Raw genomic sequence first — 16,159 nt, 5'->3', positions numbered from 1 at the left:
CACTCCCTCTCCCGCTTGCGGGAGAGGGTTGGGGAGAGGGTGCTTCAACAACGAAGACTCCTCCCAGAGGAGAGAGCCCTCATCCGGCGCTTTGCGCCGACCTCTCCCGCAAGCGGGAGAGGTAAGGCGAGCATGCCGAGAGAGCCCCGGGATGACGCGCTTTCGCGCGTCACTTCTTGGTCTTGCCGAGATCCTTGACGGCCTCGAAGGTCGCGAACTCGACGTTGTAGAGTTCGCCATCCACCTTCTCGACCTTGCGGATGTAGATGTTCTGAACGATGTCGCGGGTCTCGGGGTCGATCGAGATCGGACCGCGCGGGCTCTCCCACTTCTGGCCCTTCATCGCCTCGATCAGCTTGTCGCCGTTGGTGTCGCCACCGGTCTTCTTCAGCGCCTCGTAGATCAGGTGGATGCCGTCGTAGCCGCTCACCGCCATGAAGCCGGGACGGTTGCCGAAGGCCTTCTTGTAGGCCGCGACGAAGTCCTTATTCATCGCGGACGGATGCGCCGCAGAGTAGAGATGCGCGGTGACCGTGCCGAGCACGGCGTCGCCCATATTGTTGAGCAAATCGTCGTCGGTGACGTCGCCGGGCCCAATCACCTTGATGCCGGCCTTGTCGAGGCCGCGCTCGGCATATTGCTTCATGAAGTTGCCGCCCTGGCCCGCGGGCACGAACACGAAGATGGCGTCGGGCTTGGCATCCTTCATGCGCTGCAGGAACGGGGCGAAGTCGGGGTTCTGCAGGGGGACCTTGACCTCTTCGACCACCTCGCCGCCGCCGGCGGTGAAGTTCTGCTTGAAGAAGTTCAGCGCGTCATTGCCCGGCGCGTAGTCCGAAGTCAGCGTCGCGACCTTCTTGATGCCGTTCTTCACCGCCCAGTCGCCGATGATGGTCGAGGACTGCGCCAGCGTGAAGCTGGTGCGCACGATATAGGGCGAACGCTCGGTGATGATGGAGGTGCCCGCCGCCATCACGACTTCCGGGATCTTGGCCTGCGTTGCGAGCGGCGCTGCGGCGAGCGCGGCCGGAGTCACGCCGAAGCCGGCGATGAAATTGACCTTGTCGTTGACGATCAGCTCCTGCGCGGCGGTCTTGGTCTTGTCCGGGATCGCAGCGTCGTCCTTCAGGATGATCTCGACCTTCTTGCCGGCGACGGTGTCGCCCTTCTGCTGCATGTAGAGCTTGATCGCGTTCTCGATCTGCTTGCCGGTCGAGGCCTGACCGCCGGTCATCGGCAGGATCAGCCCGATCTTGACCGCGTCTTCCGCCTTGGCGGGCGCGACGGCCGCAAGTCCCGCGATGGCAACGACCGCTGCGGTGCGTGAAAAAATCCTGCGTTCGAACATCAGATGTCCCTCCCCTTCATTCCTCACCTCTTGTGCGCCGGACCGAGTGCCCGGTCCTTGCCGCGCTTCACTGACGGACAAGCCATGCCGTGCGGCCACATGGCGTCCTCTGCAACCCCGTTGTCAATCGGACGTTGGGCGACCATTCGGCGCAAGCCGCACGATCTGCCTCAACGACGGCGGGATGATATTTGTACGATTGTACAAATAAACTGGTCCTGTCAACGAAAAAGCCCCTGCGCGGGTATCGAACGACAAATACGCGATGTATACCGTACCAACTGCAGCCACCCCATCAAGCGCTAAAATCGCCTACTATAATACCTTATCTGTATACAGCTTCGCCCACCCTCGAATAGGCCAATTTTACATATTGAGAGCTATGGTTCGCCGCTGACGCCTATCCAGCGCTCCTCCATCCGTGCCCGATCGGCACGACCAGAGATGTCTATGAGTTCCCGCTCGCTTTCGATCGCCGCTGCAGTTGCCCTGTTAGCTCCCATTCTTGCAGGCTGCGGGACGGTCAATGAAAAGCTCTCCGCCGGCATGGGCGACTACGTCCCGCAATGGGCCGGCGGCCTGCCCGCCGATGCGCCGCCGCGACCCGGCACGCCGCAATACGACGCCTACATGAAAGAACGCGAGCGCAAGCGGCTGATGCCGGCGGCCGATCGCGAGAAGGAAGAACAGGCCCAGAAGGGCGCGCCAGGGACAAATCCGGGCAACGCGGTGCGCTAATCCACGAACACCACGGTCTTGCGGCCGTTGAGGATGACGCGGTCGTCGAGATGGTAGCGAATGGCCCGCGCCAACACGCGGCGTTCGATGTCGCGCCCTTTGCGGACCAGATCTTCCGGCGTGTCGCGATGGCTGATGCGCTCGACGTCCTGGTCGATAATCGGGCCCTCGTCGAGATCGCGCGTGACGTAGTGCGCGGTGGCGCCGATCAGCTTGACGCCGCGCTCATGCGCCTGGTGATAGGGTTTGGCGCCCTTGAAGCCCGGCAGGAACGAGTGGTGGATGTTGATGCAGCGCCCCGACAGCTTTGCCGAGAGATCGTCGGACAGGATCTGCATGTAGCGGGCAAGCACCACCAGATCGGTCTTCGTCTTGCCGACGAGGTCCATGATCTGCGCCTCCTGCTCGCGCTTGGTCTCCTTGGTGACGGGCAGGTGGTGGAAGGGGATGCCGCCGAAATCGAGGCCGGCATAGACCTCGCGTGGATGGTTGGAGACGATCGCGGTCGGAACCATCGGCAATTCGCCGGTGCGCCAGCGATAGAGGATGTCGACCAGGCAGTGGTCGGACTTCGACACCAGCAGCATCACCTTGCGATGCGCGGCGCGGTCGCGCATCTGCCACTCCATGCCGAAACGCTCGGCGATCGCGGCAAAGCCGGTCTGGAGCGCCGACAGCTCCACGGCAAGGTCGGCTGCGGTGAACACCACCCGCATGAAGAATTTCTTGGTCTCGACGTCATCGAACTGCTGGGCGTCGAGGATGTTCTGTCCGTTATGAGCAAGAAACGTCGACACCGCCGAGACGATGCCGGGGCGATCCGGGCAGGACAGGGTCAGAACATATTGATGGTCGGGCAAGGCTCGGCTCTTGATGAAGGTTTGTGCAGCGGAACGATCCAGCGATTTGCGCCCTGCTCTAGCACCGACCCCGCCCTTGCGCCAATCCCAAGCGCGGAGTCAGGATGAACGGACAATTGCGAATTCTCACCGGAGCATCCCCATGGCCGACCGCTTGAACGGCTACCGCATCCTGATCCTGGAAACGCGCGAGGAGGCGCAGTTCTCCAAGCTTCTGGCCGAGCAAGGCGCCGAGGTCGTGCAGTGCCCGATGTTCACCATCCGCGATGCACCGGATCCGGCGCCAGTCGAGGCCTGGATCCGCCGTGCCATCGACAAGCCGTTCGACGATCTCGTGCTGATGACTGGCGAAGGCCTGCGCCGCATCATGAAGCTCGCCCGCGCCCGTGGGCTCGACGCCGCCCTTATCGCTGTGCTCGCCCAAGCGCGAAAATTTACCCGCGGCCCGAAGCCGGGCAAGGCATTGCGCGAGATCGGCCTCGAGGCGCAGCAGACCACTGAGAAGCCGACCTCCGAAGGCGTGATCGAGATGCTGGCCAAGCTCGACCTGAAGGGGCGGCGCCTCGGTCTCCAGCTTTATCCCGACAAGGACCACAGCGCGCTGACCGGCGCGCTGGCCGCGCAAGGTGCCACCGTCGATACCGTGCTGCCCTACGTCTACGATTCCAAGGCCGCCGATGCCAGCATCGTCGCCGCCATTGACGACATGGCAGAGGGACGCATCGACTCGATCGCCCTCACCAATCTCGGCCAGGTCCGCCGGCTGATCGAGGCTGCCAAGGCGCACGGCAGCGAGACGAAGCTGCGCGCAGGTCTCGAACGCACATTGATCGCATCGGTCGGCCCGGCGGTTTCCGGCGAGCTCGCAGCGCATGGCTTGCGCACCGACGTCTCGCCGGCTGACGAAGCCTATTTCATGCGTCCCCTGATCTCGGCCATGGCAAGTGCGTTGGCCGACAGGAAGGCGGCAAGCCCAGCGAGGTAAGAGCCGAGCGCGGGGGCGGCCTGCGGCGGCTGCGATTGACACCGGCATCGCCAGCGTTAGGTTGCGCGACCGCAAGAAGAAACAACAAACGTTAAGGGAATCGCCGTGACACGCGTCATCGCGTCGTGAGCGCCACCGCACGACCTTCGGCGCTCGCGCCATTCCGCATCCGCAACTACCGCTTCCAGTGGCCGTCCGACCTGCTCACCTCCTGGGCCTTCGAGGTCGAGACGCTGGTGCTCGGCTGGTACATCATCGTCCAGACCGGCTCGGTGCTGCTGCTCACCGTGCTCGCTTCACTCCAGTTCGTCGGAACATTGGTCGCGCCCGTGTTCGGCATGATCGGCGACCGCATCGGCCATCGCGATCTCCTGGTTGTGATGCGTCTTGCCTATACGGCGCTCTCGTCGACCATCGTGGTCCTGGCGCTGAGCGGTCATCTGTCGCCGCTGAGCGTCATGATCATCGTCACGATCATGGGCCTGATTCGCCCCTCCGATCTCGGCGTTCGCGGCGCGCTGCTCGCCGATATCATGCCGGCCGAGCAGCTGGTGGGCGCCATCAGCGTTGCGCGCACAACCCAGGACAGCGCGCGCATTGCCGGAGCGTTGACGGGCGCCGGACTGTTCGCCGTGCTCGGTATCGGCCTTGTCTATGTGGCGGTCGCCTGCCTTTACTTCACCGCAGCGCTGCTCATGCTCTGCCTGACCCGGCCGAAAAGGACCGTCACCACGAGCAATCTTCCCGCAAACAGCCACGCCGTTTCGCGGCTGTTTGGCGACCTCAAAGAGGGGATCGTCTATGCCTGGAACGGCCCGGGAATGCGCGCGGCGCTGTGCGTCGCCTTCCTGGCCAACCTCACCGCATTTCCCTTCACGGGCGGATTGTTGCCCTACATCGCGCGGGAGATCTTTCATACCGACCAGACCGGCCTCGGTTATCTCTCGGCGAGCTTCGCCGTCGGCTCGTTGATCGGGTCCATCACGCTCAGCCTGGTCGGTGGCGTGCGCATTGCCCGGCTTCTGATCGGCGCAACGCTGGCCTGGTACGCCATGCTGCTGGTGTTCGTCGAGGTCAGGACGATGCCGGTGGCGATGGCCTGCCTCGTCCTCGCCGGCATCGCGCAGAGCATGTCGATGATCTCGGCAGCCGTCATCCTGATGCGCACCGCGAGCGCACATCTGCGCGGCCGCGTCATGGGCGTGCGCATGATGGTGATCTATGGCTTGCCGATCGGACTGCTCGCGGCCGGCAGCCTGATCGACGTCATCGGCTATTCCGCGACGGGCTCGCTCTATGCCGTCGCAGGATTCGTCGCGATGCTGGCGATCGCGATCCGCTGGCGTGCCGACCTCTGGCCGGTGCAGGCGCCGGCCAATGCGCGATGACGGCGTCTGCGCAACGACGTCAGATCTTCGCCGGCGGCGATCTCAGCGGAAGCAACGCCGCCACACGCGAATCGCGCAAATAGAGACCGCCCCAGGCAAAAACGGCAAGATAGACGCCGAACAGCATATGGCTGAAGAGCGGGTTGCCGACCCGCAAGTGAACCGCCACGGTGCCGCCCATATAGGCGGTCAGCAGGATCGCACCGAGCACGGCCGTTCGCGGCAAGGCGTAGAGCGCGGTGCAGGCCAGCGCCACCACGCCCAGCGCGCGCGCCAAATCGGCCGAGGGAGGATAGCCGAGCTCGGCGGACGCGTTGATCACGACGTCCAACGGGACGAGCTTCATCCCGGCATCAAACAGCATGAAGGCAATCACGAGCCCGCTCATGACGGAGCCGGCCACATGTCTCGACTTGTACATTGTCATCACCTACGATGCCTTCCCCTTGAGAAGCGCGACGATGGCCATCGCATGGCCGTGGCCAAGGCCGAACTCGTCCTTGAGCGCGGCCACGATGGCACCCGCTTTCACGCCGGCCGCCAGTCCCGTCCCGGTCGAAAAACCCCGGTCCTTGCCCCATTTGCGAAATTGGTCCGGGCTCTTGCCGGTCTTGGCCTGAATATTGTCGAGATAGGCCTTAAAACTCACCGCAGCGCTCCTCCGATGTTCGCTCCAATAGCGAGGCCGGAGCGATCCAGAGATATTGCGGTCAGGAAGTAGTCGTCTTGTACGAAAACGACAATTGCGGCCGTTCGCGCGAGAGGCGCGCAGGCGTCATGCCGATCAGTTGCCTGACCGCGCGGGTGAGATGGGCCTGATCGAAATAGCCGGCGCCCGATGTCGCGTCGAGAACGGAGCTGCCGCTCACCAGCAAGGCCGCGGCGTGACGCGCTCGCTGGATCTGTTGATGGCTGCTGAACGTCATGCCCGTAACGCGGCGAAAGTGGCGCTGAACCGAACGCCGGCTCATCCAGTCGACGTCGCCCTCGATCGCCGCATCGGTCGCGTGGCTGCGTGCGATGACACCCCCGCGGGCCATGCGGGCGACGAGACTTTCCGCATCGTCGTAGCCTGGAATGTCCCAGCTCAGACCAGAAAACAGAAAACGGCCGTTGGGCAGCACCGGCAGCTGCATGTTTTGATGGTCGATCAGCGCGCTGGTCGGTATCTGCGGCAGGTAGGTTCCCAGCCGAAACCGGATCGCGAGCCATTCGCCGTTCGCGGGACATTCGACGATTGTCCCGCGGGTGACCGGCCCTCGGAGCGTCACCGCCATAAGCTCCGGGAGCCTGGTGACCACAAGCTCGATATTTCCCTCGGCCATCGACAGGAACGAGCCGCCACGCCGGCTCCGGCTACGCCATACCCTCTCGACGTAAGGCGAGTCCGACGCGCGATGGTCGAACTCTATGAGCACGGAAGCACCGCAAATGCGCAGATCATCGTTCCTCGCCGTAGCTCCCGAGCCGCCCGATATCGAGGATGGTGACCCCACCATATTCCAGCCGCAGCAGCCCCTCTTTCTCCAGCCGGTTCAGCGCGCGATTGGCGTTCTGGCGGGACATGCCGGACAGCGCGCCAATCTCCTCCTGGGTGATCTCCAGATGCGCGGTCGATTCAGGATAGAGAATCGGGTTGAACAGGGATGCGATGCTGCGGGCGAGGCGCGCGGTGGCATCGAGCGTGCGGTTGACCTCGAGCATGCCGATGAACTGGCCGAGCCGCTCGTTGAGCTGGCGCACCAGGAAGCGGTTGAAGCCGACGCTGTTCTCGAACAGCCACATGAAGGCGCTGCGTTCCATCAGGGCGACGCGGCTGTCGCGCAGCGCGACCACGTCGTAGCGGCGCGGCTCGTTCTTGAGCACGCTGCCCTCGCCGAACCAGGCCCCTGCCGTCAGCCCGGCAAGGCTGGTCTCCTTGCCGTCGCGCGAGACCCCGCCCATCCGGGCAAGGCCGCTCACCATGCCGGCCCAATAGGCAAAAATATCACCGCGCATGAACACGCTCTCGCCGGTGCCGTAGGACCGCTCGGTGATTCCGGCACGCGCGACCTCGATCTCGGCTTGTGTGAGCTCGCGCGACCAGGCGGCAACGCGCTTCAGATGATCCTCTGAAATCATGATCTCGAAGCCAGCCGCACCGTTCTGTCACTCCATGCTTCTGTTGCACTGCAACAGAGTCGCTTCGGCCACCCATCCGACGAAAGATGAAGAGCCGCTCGGCCCGACAAACTTTGTCGCAGAATTGTCAGGCCGGAGACATTTCAAAATAGCGCTTTCCCCTATTGAGGACCACCACGGGCGATGCGGCTTTTGATCCCTCACGGGAACGAAGGTGGGCCGGTCCGGTCGAGACCAATAGCTGCATGGTCTGGCCGGCACGACCGTACTAGGATCGCCTGACAGGAACGGACGAAGAGCGCCAATCAAGCGCCATCACCGGGAGGGATTCGTTTGGTGGCTACCAGTCTCGAAGTGCGCGGCGTGTCCTTGCGATTCGGCGGCGTCCGTGCGCTGACCGATGTCAGCTTCGCCATCAGGGAAGGCGAGCTGTTCTCGATCATCGGCCCCAACGGCGCCGGCAAGACCTCGATCGTGAACTGTATTTCCGGCCGCTACAAGCCGACCGAAGGCCAGCTGTTCTATCAGGACCGCGACATCACCGGCCTGACGCCGAATGCCCGCGCCTCGCTCGGCATCGGCCGCACCTTTCAGAATCTCGCGCTGTTCCACCACATGAGCGTGCTCGACAACATCATGGTCGGCCGCCATCACCTCCTGAAGAACAATTTCCTCACGGGCTCGCTGTACTGGCTCACCGGCGCGCGCAAGGAGGAGCTCGAGCACCGCCGCAAGGTGGAAGAGATCATCGACTTCCTCGATCTGCAGTCGGTGCGCAAGGCCACGGCCGGCACCCTCTCCTACGGCCTGCGTAAGCGCGTGGAGCTCGCCCGCGCCATGGCGCTGGAGCCGCGCCTGATCCTCCTCGACGAGCCGATGGCCGGCATGAATTTCGAGGAGAAGGAGGACATGGCCCGCTACATCGTCGATCTCAACGAGGAGTTCGGGATGACGGTGGTGATGATCGAGCACGACATGGGCGTGGTGATGGACATCTCCCACCGCGTCATGGTGCTGGATTTCGGCAAGAAGATCGCCGAGGGCGATCCGGCGACCGTGCTCGCCGATCCCCACGTCAGGCGCGCCTATCTCGGCGAAGAGGACGAGGTGCTGGTCGATCCCGATGATGCCTCTCCGGCGCAGGAGAGCGCGGCATGATGGATTATGCGGGCCGCGTCGCGCAGGCCGACACCTATCCGAAGATGCTCCGGCTCAATGCCAGGGAGCACCGCAACGAGATCGCAATGCGCGAGAAGGATCTCGGGCTCTGGCGCATCTTCACCTGGAGCGACTATCAGGCCCGCGTGCGCGATTTCGCGCTCGGTCTCGTCGAGCTCGGCCTTGGTCGCGGCGATGTCATCGGCATCATCGGCGACAACCGGCCGGACTGGGTCGCGGCAGAAGTCGCAACGCATGCCATTGGCGGCCTCAGCCTGGGGCTCTATCGCGACGTGCTGGACGAGGAGGCTTCCTATCTCCTCACCTATGGCGAGGCGCAGCTGGTCTTCGCCGAGGACGAGGAGCAGGTCGACAAGCTGCTTACCCTCGCCGAACGCGTGCCGAAGCTGAAGCACATCATCTATTCCGATCCGCGCGGAATGCGGAAATACGACGACCCGCGCCTGATGTCGGCGGAGAAGTTTGCCGAGCTCGGTCGCGCCCGCGCCGCACGCGAGCCGGAGCTTTACGACAGACTGGTCGACGCCACCAAGGGCGAGGACGTCGCGATCCTCTGCACCACCTCAGGCACCACCTCGCATCCGAAGCTCGCGATGCTCGCCGCCGGCCGCGTGCTCGGCCATTGCGCGACCTATCTCGCCTTCGACCCCAAGGGCCCCGACGACGAATATGTCTCGGTGCTGCCGCTGCCGTGGATCATGGAACAGGTCTACGTGCTCGGCAAAGGTCTGCTCTGCCGGATGAAGATCAACTTCGTCGAAGAGCCCGACACGATGATGAACGATCTGCGCGAGATCGCACCGACCTTCGTGCTGTTCGCCCCCCGCGTCTGGGAATCCATCGCCGCCGATGTCCGCGCCAAGGTGATGGACGCAACGCCCTTCAAGCAGCGCCTTTTCGATGTCGGCATGAAGAGCGGCCTCGCCGCGCTCGAACAGGGCAAGCGCTCCGGCTTTGCCGACGCGATCCTGTTTCGCGCGCTGCGCGACCGGCTCGGCTTCACCCGGCTGCGCTCGGCCGCGACCGGCGGCGCGGCGCTCGGCCCCGACACCTTCAAGTTCTTCCAGGCCATGGGCGTGCCGTTGCGCACGCTCTACGGCCAGACCGAGCTGCTCGGGGCATATACGCTGCACCCCGAGGGCAAGGTCGACCCTGATACCACCGGCGTGCCGATGGCCGACAGCGTCGAGATCCGCATCGACAACGCCGACGTCCATGGTGTCGGCGAGATCGTAGTGCGGCACCCCAACATGTTCCTCGGCTACTACAAGAATCCCGAGGCCAGCGTCGCCGACATCAAGGACGGCTGGATGTGCTCGGGCGATGCCGGCTATTTCAACGCCAACAACCAGCTCGTCGTGATCGACCGCATCAAGGATCTCGCCGAGACTTCCCGCGGCGAGCGCTTCTCGCCGCAATTCATCGAGAACAAGCTGAAATTCTCGCCCTATATCGCCGAAGCCGTGGTGCTTGGTGCCGGCCGCGAGGCGCTCGCGGCCATGATCTGCATCCGCTACTCCATCATTTCGAAATGGGCGGAGAAGAACCGCCTCTCCTTCACGACCTACAGCGATCTCGCCTCACGGCCGGAGGTCTATGCGCTGCTGCAGAAGGAGGTCGAGACCGTCAACGCCACGCTGCCGCCGGCGCAGCGCATCTCGCGCTTCCTGCTGCTCTACAAGGAGTTAGATGCCGACGACGGCGAGCTCACCCGGACGCGAAAGGTGCGACGCGGCGTCATCAACGAGAAATACGCCGGCATCATCGATGCCATCTACCGCGGCGATCCCGACATCCCCGTCGACACCGTGATCCGCTTCCAGGACGGCACCACGCAGCGCGTGCGAACGACGCTCCGCGTGGTGGACCTCGGCGGGCACGGGCACATGGCGGAGGCTGCGGAGTGACACAGGTGATCGTCACGCGGGGCGCCGCCCTTCGCCTCTCCCCGCTTGCGGCAGGGCTATCCCGCATGCACTCCGTCATTGCGAGCGCAGCGAAGCAATCCAGACTGTCTCAGCGGAAAGATACTGGATTGCTTCGCTGCGCTCGCAATGACGATGTGGGTGCAGCAGGAGACCATAAATGAACACCGCTTTCCTCATCCAGCTCCTGGTCAACGGCCTCGTGGTCGGCACGCTCTATGGCGTGGTCGCGATGTCGTTCGTGCTGATCTACAAGGCGACGCAGGTCGTCAACTTCGCGCAAGGCGAGCTGCTGCTGGTCGGCGCCTGGGTGTGCTGGGCCTTGCTCGCGAAATACCAGGTGCCGTTCTGGATCGGCATGCCGATCACGCTGGTGTTCATGTTCGTGTTCGGCATCGCGGTGCAGGTCCTGATCCTGCGGCCGATGATCGGCGAGCCCATCATTTCGGTGATCATGGTGACGATCGGCCTCTCCACTGTGCTGCAGGCGACGCTGAAATGGATGTTCGGCGTCAATCCGCAGCCGTTCCCGCGCGTGTTCGAGAGCCAATCGGTCAGCCTGTTCGGCCTGCAGATCCAGACCGTCTATGTCATGAGCCTCGTCGTGTCGGTCGCCATGATGATCGGCATGGCCTGGTTCTTCCGCGCTTCGAAGTACGGCCTCGCGATGCGCGCCACCGCATTCAACCAGCAGGTCGCGCAGTCGCTCGGCATTTCCGTCAAGAGCGTGTTCGCGATGGCCTGGGCGATCTCGGCAACGGTGTCGGCCGTCGCCGGCGTCGTCGTCGCCGTGGTCAATGGCGTGTCCTCGGGCCTTGCCGCCTATGGCATCAAGGTGTTCCCGGCGGCGATCCTCGGCGGGCTCGATTCCGTCGGCGGCGCCGTGCTCGGCGGCATCATCATCGGGCTGCTGGAGAACGTCGCCCAATATGTCGACAGCGAGTATCTGCACTGGGGCAATCTCTATGAGATCGCGCCGTTCTACGTCCTCATCATCGTGCTGATGATCAAGCCCTACGGCCTGTTCGGCACCCACGACATCGAGCGGATCTGATCCATGGCCGGCCCTGCCCTCATCCCCGCTGGTGATTTCCGCACCACTTACGCCGCGGACACCACGATCTTCCCGACCACCACCAGCCGCAACTTCGCGATAGCGGGCGTCGCGCTGCTCTGCCTCGCGCCGCAATTCTTCAGCGGCTACTGGCTCAGCATTTTGATCCAGATCGGCATCTTCTCGATCGCGGCGCTCGGCCTCAATATCCTGGTCGGCTTCACCGGCCAGATCTCGATCGGACACGCCGCCTTCTTCCTGCTCGGCGCCTTCACCTCGGCCTACATCTCCAACAACGCGCCGATCCCGGTGTTCTTCGCGATCCCGCTCGCGGGGCTCGTGACGGCGCTGGTCGGACTGATCTTCGGCATCCCCGCCGCGCGGCTGAAGGGGCTCTACCTCGTCATCGCGACGCTGGCCGCGCAATATATCCTGCTCGACTTCTTCTCCCGCGCCGAATGGTTCTCGGGCGGCTCGGTGCCGGCGAGCGCCGAGCCGTTCTCGATCTTCGGTTATACGCTGCGGGGAGACCGGCAGTATTTCTACGTCGTGCTCGCCTATGTGCTGTTGAGCTACATCCTCGTCACCAACCTGATGCGCACGCGGGATGGCCGCGCGCTGGTGGCGATCCGCGACCATTATTTGTCTGCGGAGATCATGGGCATCAACCTCACCAAGTACCGCACGCTATCGTTCGGCCTTGCCGCCTTCTTCGCCGGCATCGCAGGCGCGCTCTATGCGCATTACCAGCTCGTGGTCTCGCAGGAAGGTTTCGGCATCGAGCGCTCGATCCTGTTCCTCGCCATGATCATCATCGGCGGCACCGGCTCGATCATGGGCACGCTGATGGGCACCGCCTTCGTGGTGCTGCTGCCCGAGGCGATGGAGTTCGTCAGCCACTATCTCAAGGGCGGTGCGATCGACAAGGCGCTGTCACTCAACAATAACATCACCTTCCTGCGCGAGATCGCGATCGGGGTGATCATCATCGCATTCCTGATGTTCGAGCCTGACGGGCTCGCGCATCGCTGGCGGCAGATCAAGGCGTACTGGAAACTCTACCCGTTCTCGCATTGAGCACGGGTAACTTCACTTAAACAATAAACAGGAGGAACCGACCCATGAAGATGAAGTCCCTTTTGAGCACCGCCTCGCTCGCGCTCGCGATTGCCGCATACTCGGCAGGCGCGCAGGCGCAGATCGCGATCGGGCATCTCGCCGATTATTCCGGCGGCACCTCCGACGTCGGCACGCCGTTTGGACAGGCCGTCGCCGACACCTTCGCCTGGGTCAACAAGAACGGCGGCATCGGCGGCAAGCAGGTCAACCTCGACACCAACGATTATGGCTACCAGGTGCCCCGCGCGATCGCGCTCTACAAGAAATGGTCGGCGCCGGACGGCAAGGTCGCCGCGATCATGGGCTGGGGCACCGCCGACACCGAAGCGCTGACCGGCTTCCTCGCCCAGGACAAGATCCCCGACATGTCCGGCTCCTACGCCGCGGCGCTGACCGATCCCGAGGGCGTCAGCGGCAAGGCCAAGCCCGCCCCTTACAATTTCTTCTACGGCCCGAGTTATTCGGACGCCTTGCGCGCGATGCTGATGTGGGCGGCTGAGGACTGGAAGGCCAAGGGCAAGTCCGGCAAGCCCAAATTCGTGCACATGGGTGCCAATCATCCCTATCCGAACGCGCCGAAGGCTGCCGGCGAAGCCATGGCGCAGGAACTCGGCTTCGAGGTGCTGCCGCCGCTGATATTCGCTCTCACGCCCGGTGACTACAGCGCACAGTGCCTCAGCCTGAAATCCTCGGGCGCCAACTACGCCTATCTCGGCAACACGGCGGCCTCCAACATCTCGGTGATGAAGGCCTGCAAGACCGCCGGCGTGGAGATTCAGTTCCTCGGCAACGTCTGGGGGATGGACGAGAACGCCGCCAAGACCGCGGGCGATGCGGCCAACGGCGTGATCTTCCCGCTGCGCACAGCGGTGAGCTGGGGCGGCGATGCCCCCGGCATGAAGACGCTGATGGAGATCTCGAAGATGTCCGACGCCAGCGGCAAGGTCTATCGTCCCGTGCACTACGTCGCGGCCGTCTGCTCGGCGCTGTACATGAAGGAAGCGCTCGACTGGGCCGCCAAGAACGGCGGCGCCACCGGCGAGAACGTCGCCAAGGGCTTCCACCAGAAGAAGGACTGGGTGCCATCAGGCATGGAGGGCGTCTGCAATCCCTCGACCTGGACCGAGAAGGACCACCGCGGCACGCTGAAGGTGGATCTCTATCGCACCAAGATCTCGGGTGCGACCGATGGCGACCTCAACGATCTCATGGCCAAGGGCACGATCAAGCTCGAGAAGGTCAAGACCGTGGAGCTGCCGCGCAAACCGGAACTGCTGGGGTGGTGAGCCACGCCGTTCGCCAAACACAACTGTCATCCCCCGCGAAGGCGGGGGATCCAGTACGCCGCGGCTTCGCGATGAATCTCCGGCGCCTCTGGAATACTGGGTCACCCGCCTTCGCGGGTGACGACGGCGGAGAATGAAGACGCATGTCCCAAATCATTGAAGGAACCCGCTCAACTCCCACCGCTGTGGCCCCCGCCGCCCTCCTCGCCGTGCGCAACATCGAGGTCGTCTACGACGACGTCATCCTGGTGCTGCGCGGCCTCAGCCTCGACGTGCCCAAGGGCGCGATCGTGGCCCTGCTCGGGGCCAACGGCGCCGGCAAGTCGACGACGCTCAAGGCGATCTCGGGGCTGCTCAAGACCGAGGACGGCGAAGTCACGCGCGGCGAGATCCTGTTCGAAGGCGAGCGGATCAACGGCATCGATCCCGACAAGATCGTCCGCCGCGGCATCTTCCAGGTGATGGAGGGCCGACGCATCGTCGCCGACATGACGTCGCTCGAGAACCTCAAGCTCGGCGCCTTCACCCGCAGAGACCGCGAGGTCGATGCCGACCTCGACATGGTCTTCAGCTACTTCCCGCGCCTGAAGGAGCGCACCGGCCTTGCCGGCTATCTCTCCGGCGGTGAGCAGCAGATGCTCGCGATCGGCCGCGCGCTGATGGCCCGCCCCAAGATGATCCTGATGGACGAGCCCTCGATGGGCTTGTCGCCGCTGCTGGTGAAAGAGGTGTTCTCGATCATTCAGAAGATCAACCGCGATCTCGGCGTCACCATCCTCCTGGTCGAGCAGAATGCGCGCGCTGCGCTTTCCGTGGCCAGCCACGGTTACATCATGGAGCAGGGCAAGGTCGTGCTCGACGGCAGCGCCGACGAATTGCGCGACAACGAGGACGTCAAGGAATTCTACCTCGGCGGTGCCGGCGACCAGCGCAAGAGCTTCAAGAACCTCAAGAGTTTCAAGCGGCGCAAACGGTGGCTTTAACCCTCCAGCACCTGCTCCGCTTCCGTGACCGCGCAGAGAACATGGTAGAACGACGACGCAGGAATTGTGTCGATCAGCGATTTGCCGTCGCGATCGAACTGGTCGTACCAGCCGCCCTTCACGGGATGGCTGAGATAATGCCGTTCGAGCCGCACCAGCGCCGCGCGCGCCTCGTCCGCCGCACCCGCCTCGCCGGACTCGGCCTGCGCGATCCAGGCCTTCGCGATCTCCGTCTGCGGCCACAGCCGGCGCGTGCTGCGGCGGATGTTGCCGCTCGCATCGCCCTCGTCGACGAGGCAGCCCGTCGCCTCGTCACGATAGCGCAGCGAGGTCTCCAGCAATTCCGCACGCCGCTGGCCGGTCGGGCAGCCTGTAATGCGTTCAAAACCCTTCAGCAGCCAGACCCATTCCGCCTGGTGGCCCGGCTCGACGCTGACCGGCTCGATCTTCGACCAGTCCTCCTCGAAATACTCCGACAATACGTGCTTCTGCTTGTCGTAGAGGTTGGCCAGGAACAGCGCGAAGAATTCCCCGGCACGGTTCTGGAACGACAGATCGTGGGTCGCCTCGAAGCACGCGATCATCGCCTCGAACAGATGCATATGCGGGTTCTGCCGGCGCGGCAGCGAGACCGGAAGGCCCTCGTGAACGCCACCATGCGGCGAGCGCAGATGGCTGTCGAGGAAGGCGAGCAGCGCATCGATCTCGGCGCGGACCTGCGCGTCCTGGTCGAGCGCATAGACGCTGGCGAGCGCAAACAGGATGAAGGCGTGGTCATAGGCATCGCGCCGGGCATCCAGCACCGATCCGTCCGCCGTCAGCCGGTGCACATAGCCGGGCCGGCCGTCGGGCGCCTTCGCTTTGGCCAGCAGGTGCTCCAGCCCCTTCAGCGCAATGGCGCGCCCGTCGGCATACCAACCCATCTGTGCCGCCTTGGCGTAGCACCAGATCTGGCGTGCCTGGACGAACACGCGCCGGGGCGCGGCCGCATCCGCCGCGCCGTCACGGTGCAACCGGTCGATGAAGCCGCCCGCGGCGTGATCCCAGCCGACCGTCGACCACAGCGGCAGCGCCTCGTCGATCATGCGGCGCTTCAGGCGTGCGACGACGTTCGACGCCTCGTCTGCCGCAATGAGTCCTTCGTCCGCCATCGGGTCCCTTTCAAGCCTCGCC

General features: G+C 64.1%; 16 protein-coding genes. 9 read left to right on the top strand and 7 right to left on the bottom strand.

Going from position 1 to position 16,159, the window contains the following annotated elements; genetic code table 11:
- Nucleotides 1–169 precede the first annotated feature (169 nt).
- Nucleotides 170–1,348 carry an ABC transporter substrate-binding protein gene (locus ACNJYA_RS13275; protein ID WP_212260194.1) on the bottom strand — a complete coding sequence of 393 codons (1,179 nt, stop codon included), beginning with the start codon at nucleotides 1,346–1,348 and terminating at the stop codon, nucleotides 170–172.
- Between the two features lie 444 nt (nucleotides 1,349–1,792).
- Here ACNJYA_RS13275 and ACNJYA_RS13270 point away from each other — a divergent pair, with 444 nt between their 5' ends.
- Entirely contained in the window at nucleotides 1,793–2,086 is a 294-nt protein-coding gene (locus tag ACNJYA_RS13270; RefSeq protein WP_260379982.1) for a hypothetical protein, read from the top strand.
- On the opposite strand, the gene purU is transcribed toward ACNJYA_RS13270, so the two are convergent.
- Nucleotides 2,083–2,946 carry a formyltetrahydrofolate deformylase gene (gene purU, locus ACNJYA_RS13265; RefSeq protein WP_172785327.1) on the bottom strand — a complete coding sequence of 288 codons (864 nt, stop codon included), beginning with the start codon at nucleotides 2,944–2,946 and terminating at the stop codon, nucleotides 2,083–2,085. The two genes, ACNJYA_RS13270 and purU, sit on opposite strands and share 4 nt — an antisense overlap.
- Before the next feature lie 142 nt (nucleotides 2,947–3,088).
- Between purU and ACNJYA_RS13260 the strand changes: the two genes are divergently transcribed.
- Nucleotides 3,089–3,931 carry a uroporphyrinogen-III synthase gene (locus ACNJYA_RS13260; protein ID WP_212260192.1) on the top strand — a complete coding sequence of 281 codons (843 nt, stop codon included), beginning with the start codon at nucleotides 3,089–3,091 and terminating at the stop codon, nucleotides 3,929–3,931.
- 125 nt (nucleotides 3,932–4,056) lie between these two features.
- The gene (locus ACNJYA_RS13255) at nucleotides 4,057–5,319 is read left to right on the top strand and encodes an MFS transporter (protein WP_439403078.1); all 1,263 of its coding nucleotides are present in this window, start codon (nucleotides 4,057–4,059) and stop codon (nucleotides 5,317–5,319) included.
- A 19-nt stretch (nucleotides 5,320–5,338) separates the two neighbouring features.
- On the opposite strand, the gene ACNJYA_RS13250 is transcribed toward ACNJYA_RS13255, so the two are convergent.
- The 4 genes from ACNJYA_RS13250 to ACNJYA_RS13235 all read right to left on the bottom strand — a co-directional run bounded on the left by ACNJYA_RS13250 (nucleotide 5,339) and on the right by ACNJYA_RS13235 (nucleotide 7,440).
- Complete coding sequence (locus ACNJYA_RS13250; protein WP_439403077.1) at nucleotides 5,339–5,740, bottom strand: DoxX family protein; 402 nt, start codon at nucleotides 5,738–5,740, stop codon at nucleotides 5,339–5,341.
- Nucleotides 5,741–5,749: 9 nt separating this feature from the next.
- Nucleotides 5,750–5,968, bottom strand: a complete 219-nt coding sequence (locus ACNJYA_RS13245) for a DUF4287 domain-containing protein (protein ID WP_172785331.1) — start codon at nucleotides 5,966–5,968, stop codon at nucleotides 5,750–5,752.
- A gap of 61 nt (nucleotides 5,969–6,029) precedes the next feature.
- Nucleotides 6,030–6,644 (bottom strand): helix-turn-helix transcriptional regulator, encoded by a 615-nt coding sequence (locus ACNJYA_RS13240; protein WP_439403076.1) that lies wholly within the window; start codon nucleotides 6,642–6,644, stop codon nucleotides 6,030–6,032.
- A 115-nt stretch (nucleotides 6,645–6,759) separates the two neighbouring features.
- Nucleotides 6,760–7,440 (bottom strand): Crp/Fnr family transcriptional regulator, encoded by a 681-nt coding sequence (locus tag ACNJYA_RS13235; protein ID WP_172785333.1) that lies wholly within the window; start codon nucleotides 7,438–7,440, stop codon nucleotides 6,760–6,762.
- A 336-nt stretch (nucleotides 7,441–7,776) separates the two neighbouring features.
- On the opposite strand from ACNJYA_RS13235, the gene ACNJYA_RS13230 reads away from it, so the two are divergent.
- The 6 genes from ACNJYA_RS13230 to ACNJYA_RS13205 all read left to right on the top strand — a co-directional run bounded on the left by ACNJYA_RS13230 (nucleotide 7,777) and on the right by ACNJYA_RS13205 (nucleotide 14,986).
- Complete coding sequence (locus ACNJYA_RS13230) at nucleotides 7,777–8,598, top strand: ABC transporter ATP-binding protein (protein WP_172785334.1); 822 nt, start codon at nucleotides 7,777–7,779, stop codon at nucleotides 8,596–8,598.
- On the top strand, nucleotides 8,595–10,526 hold the full coding sequence (locus ACNJYA_RS13225; RefSeq protein ID WP_439403075.1) for a long-chain fatty acid--CoA ligase: 1,932 nt from the start codon (nucleotides 8,595–8,597) through the stop codon (nucleotides 10,524–10,526). Before ACNJYA_RS13230 ends, ACNJYA_RS13225 begins: the two co-directional genes overlap by 4 nt.
- A gap of 178 nt (nucleotides 10,527–10,704) precedes the next feature.
- Entirely contained in the window at nucleotides 10,705–11,598 is an 894-nt protein-coding gene (locus ACNJYA_RS13220) for a branched-chain amino acid ABC transporter permease (protein ID WP_018643253.1), read from the top strand.
- A gap of 3 nt (nucleotides 11,599–11,601) precedes the next feature.
- Entirely contained in the window at nucleotides 11,602–12,675 is a 1,074-nt protein-coding gene (locus tag ACNJYA_RS13215) for a branched-chain amino acid ABC transporter permease (RefSeq protein ID WP_172785336.1), read from the top strand.
- Between the two features lie 44 nt (nucleotides 12,676–12,719).
- On the top strand, nucleotides 12,720–14,003 hold the full coding sequence (locus tag ACNJYA_RS13210; protein WP_172785337.1) for an ABC transporter substrate-binding protein: 1,284 nt from the start codon (nucleotides 12,720–12,722) through the stop codon (nucleotides 14,001–14,003).
- A 143-nt stretch (nucleotides 14,004–14,146) separates the two neighbouring features.
- Nucleotides 14,147–14,986, top strand: a complete 840-nt coding sequence (locus ACNJYA_RS13205) for an ABC transporter ATP-binding protein (RefSeq protein ID WP_172785338.1) — start codon at nucleotides 14,147–14,149, stop codon at nucleotides 14,984–14,986.
- Here ACNJYA_RS13205 and ACNJYA_RS13200 read toward each other — a convergent pair.
- Nucleotides 14,983–16,137 carry an AGE family epimerase/isomerase gene (locus ACNJYA_RS13200; RefSeq protein ID WP_439403074.1) on the bottom strand — a complete coding sequence of 385 codons (1,155 nt, stop codon included), beginning with the start codon at nucleotides 16,135–16,137 and terminating at the stop codon, nucleotides 14,983–14,985. The genes ACNJYA_RS13205 and ACNJYA_RS13200 overlap by 4 nt on opposite strands.
- Nucleotides 16,138–16,159: the final 22 nt, after the last annotated feature.

It is taken from the genome of Bradyrhizobium sp. BLXBL-01 (genome assembly GCF_051853025.1).
In the GTDB taxonomy this organism is placed as follows: Bacteria; Pseudomonadota; Alphaproteobacteria; order Rhizobiales; family Xanthobacteraceae; genus Bradyrhizobium.
The sequence above is the reverse complement of the archived record's forward strand: the minus strand, read 5'-3'. Positions and strand labels throughout refer to the sequence as shown.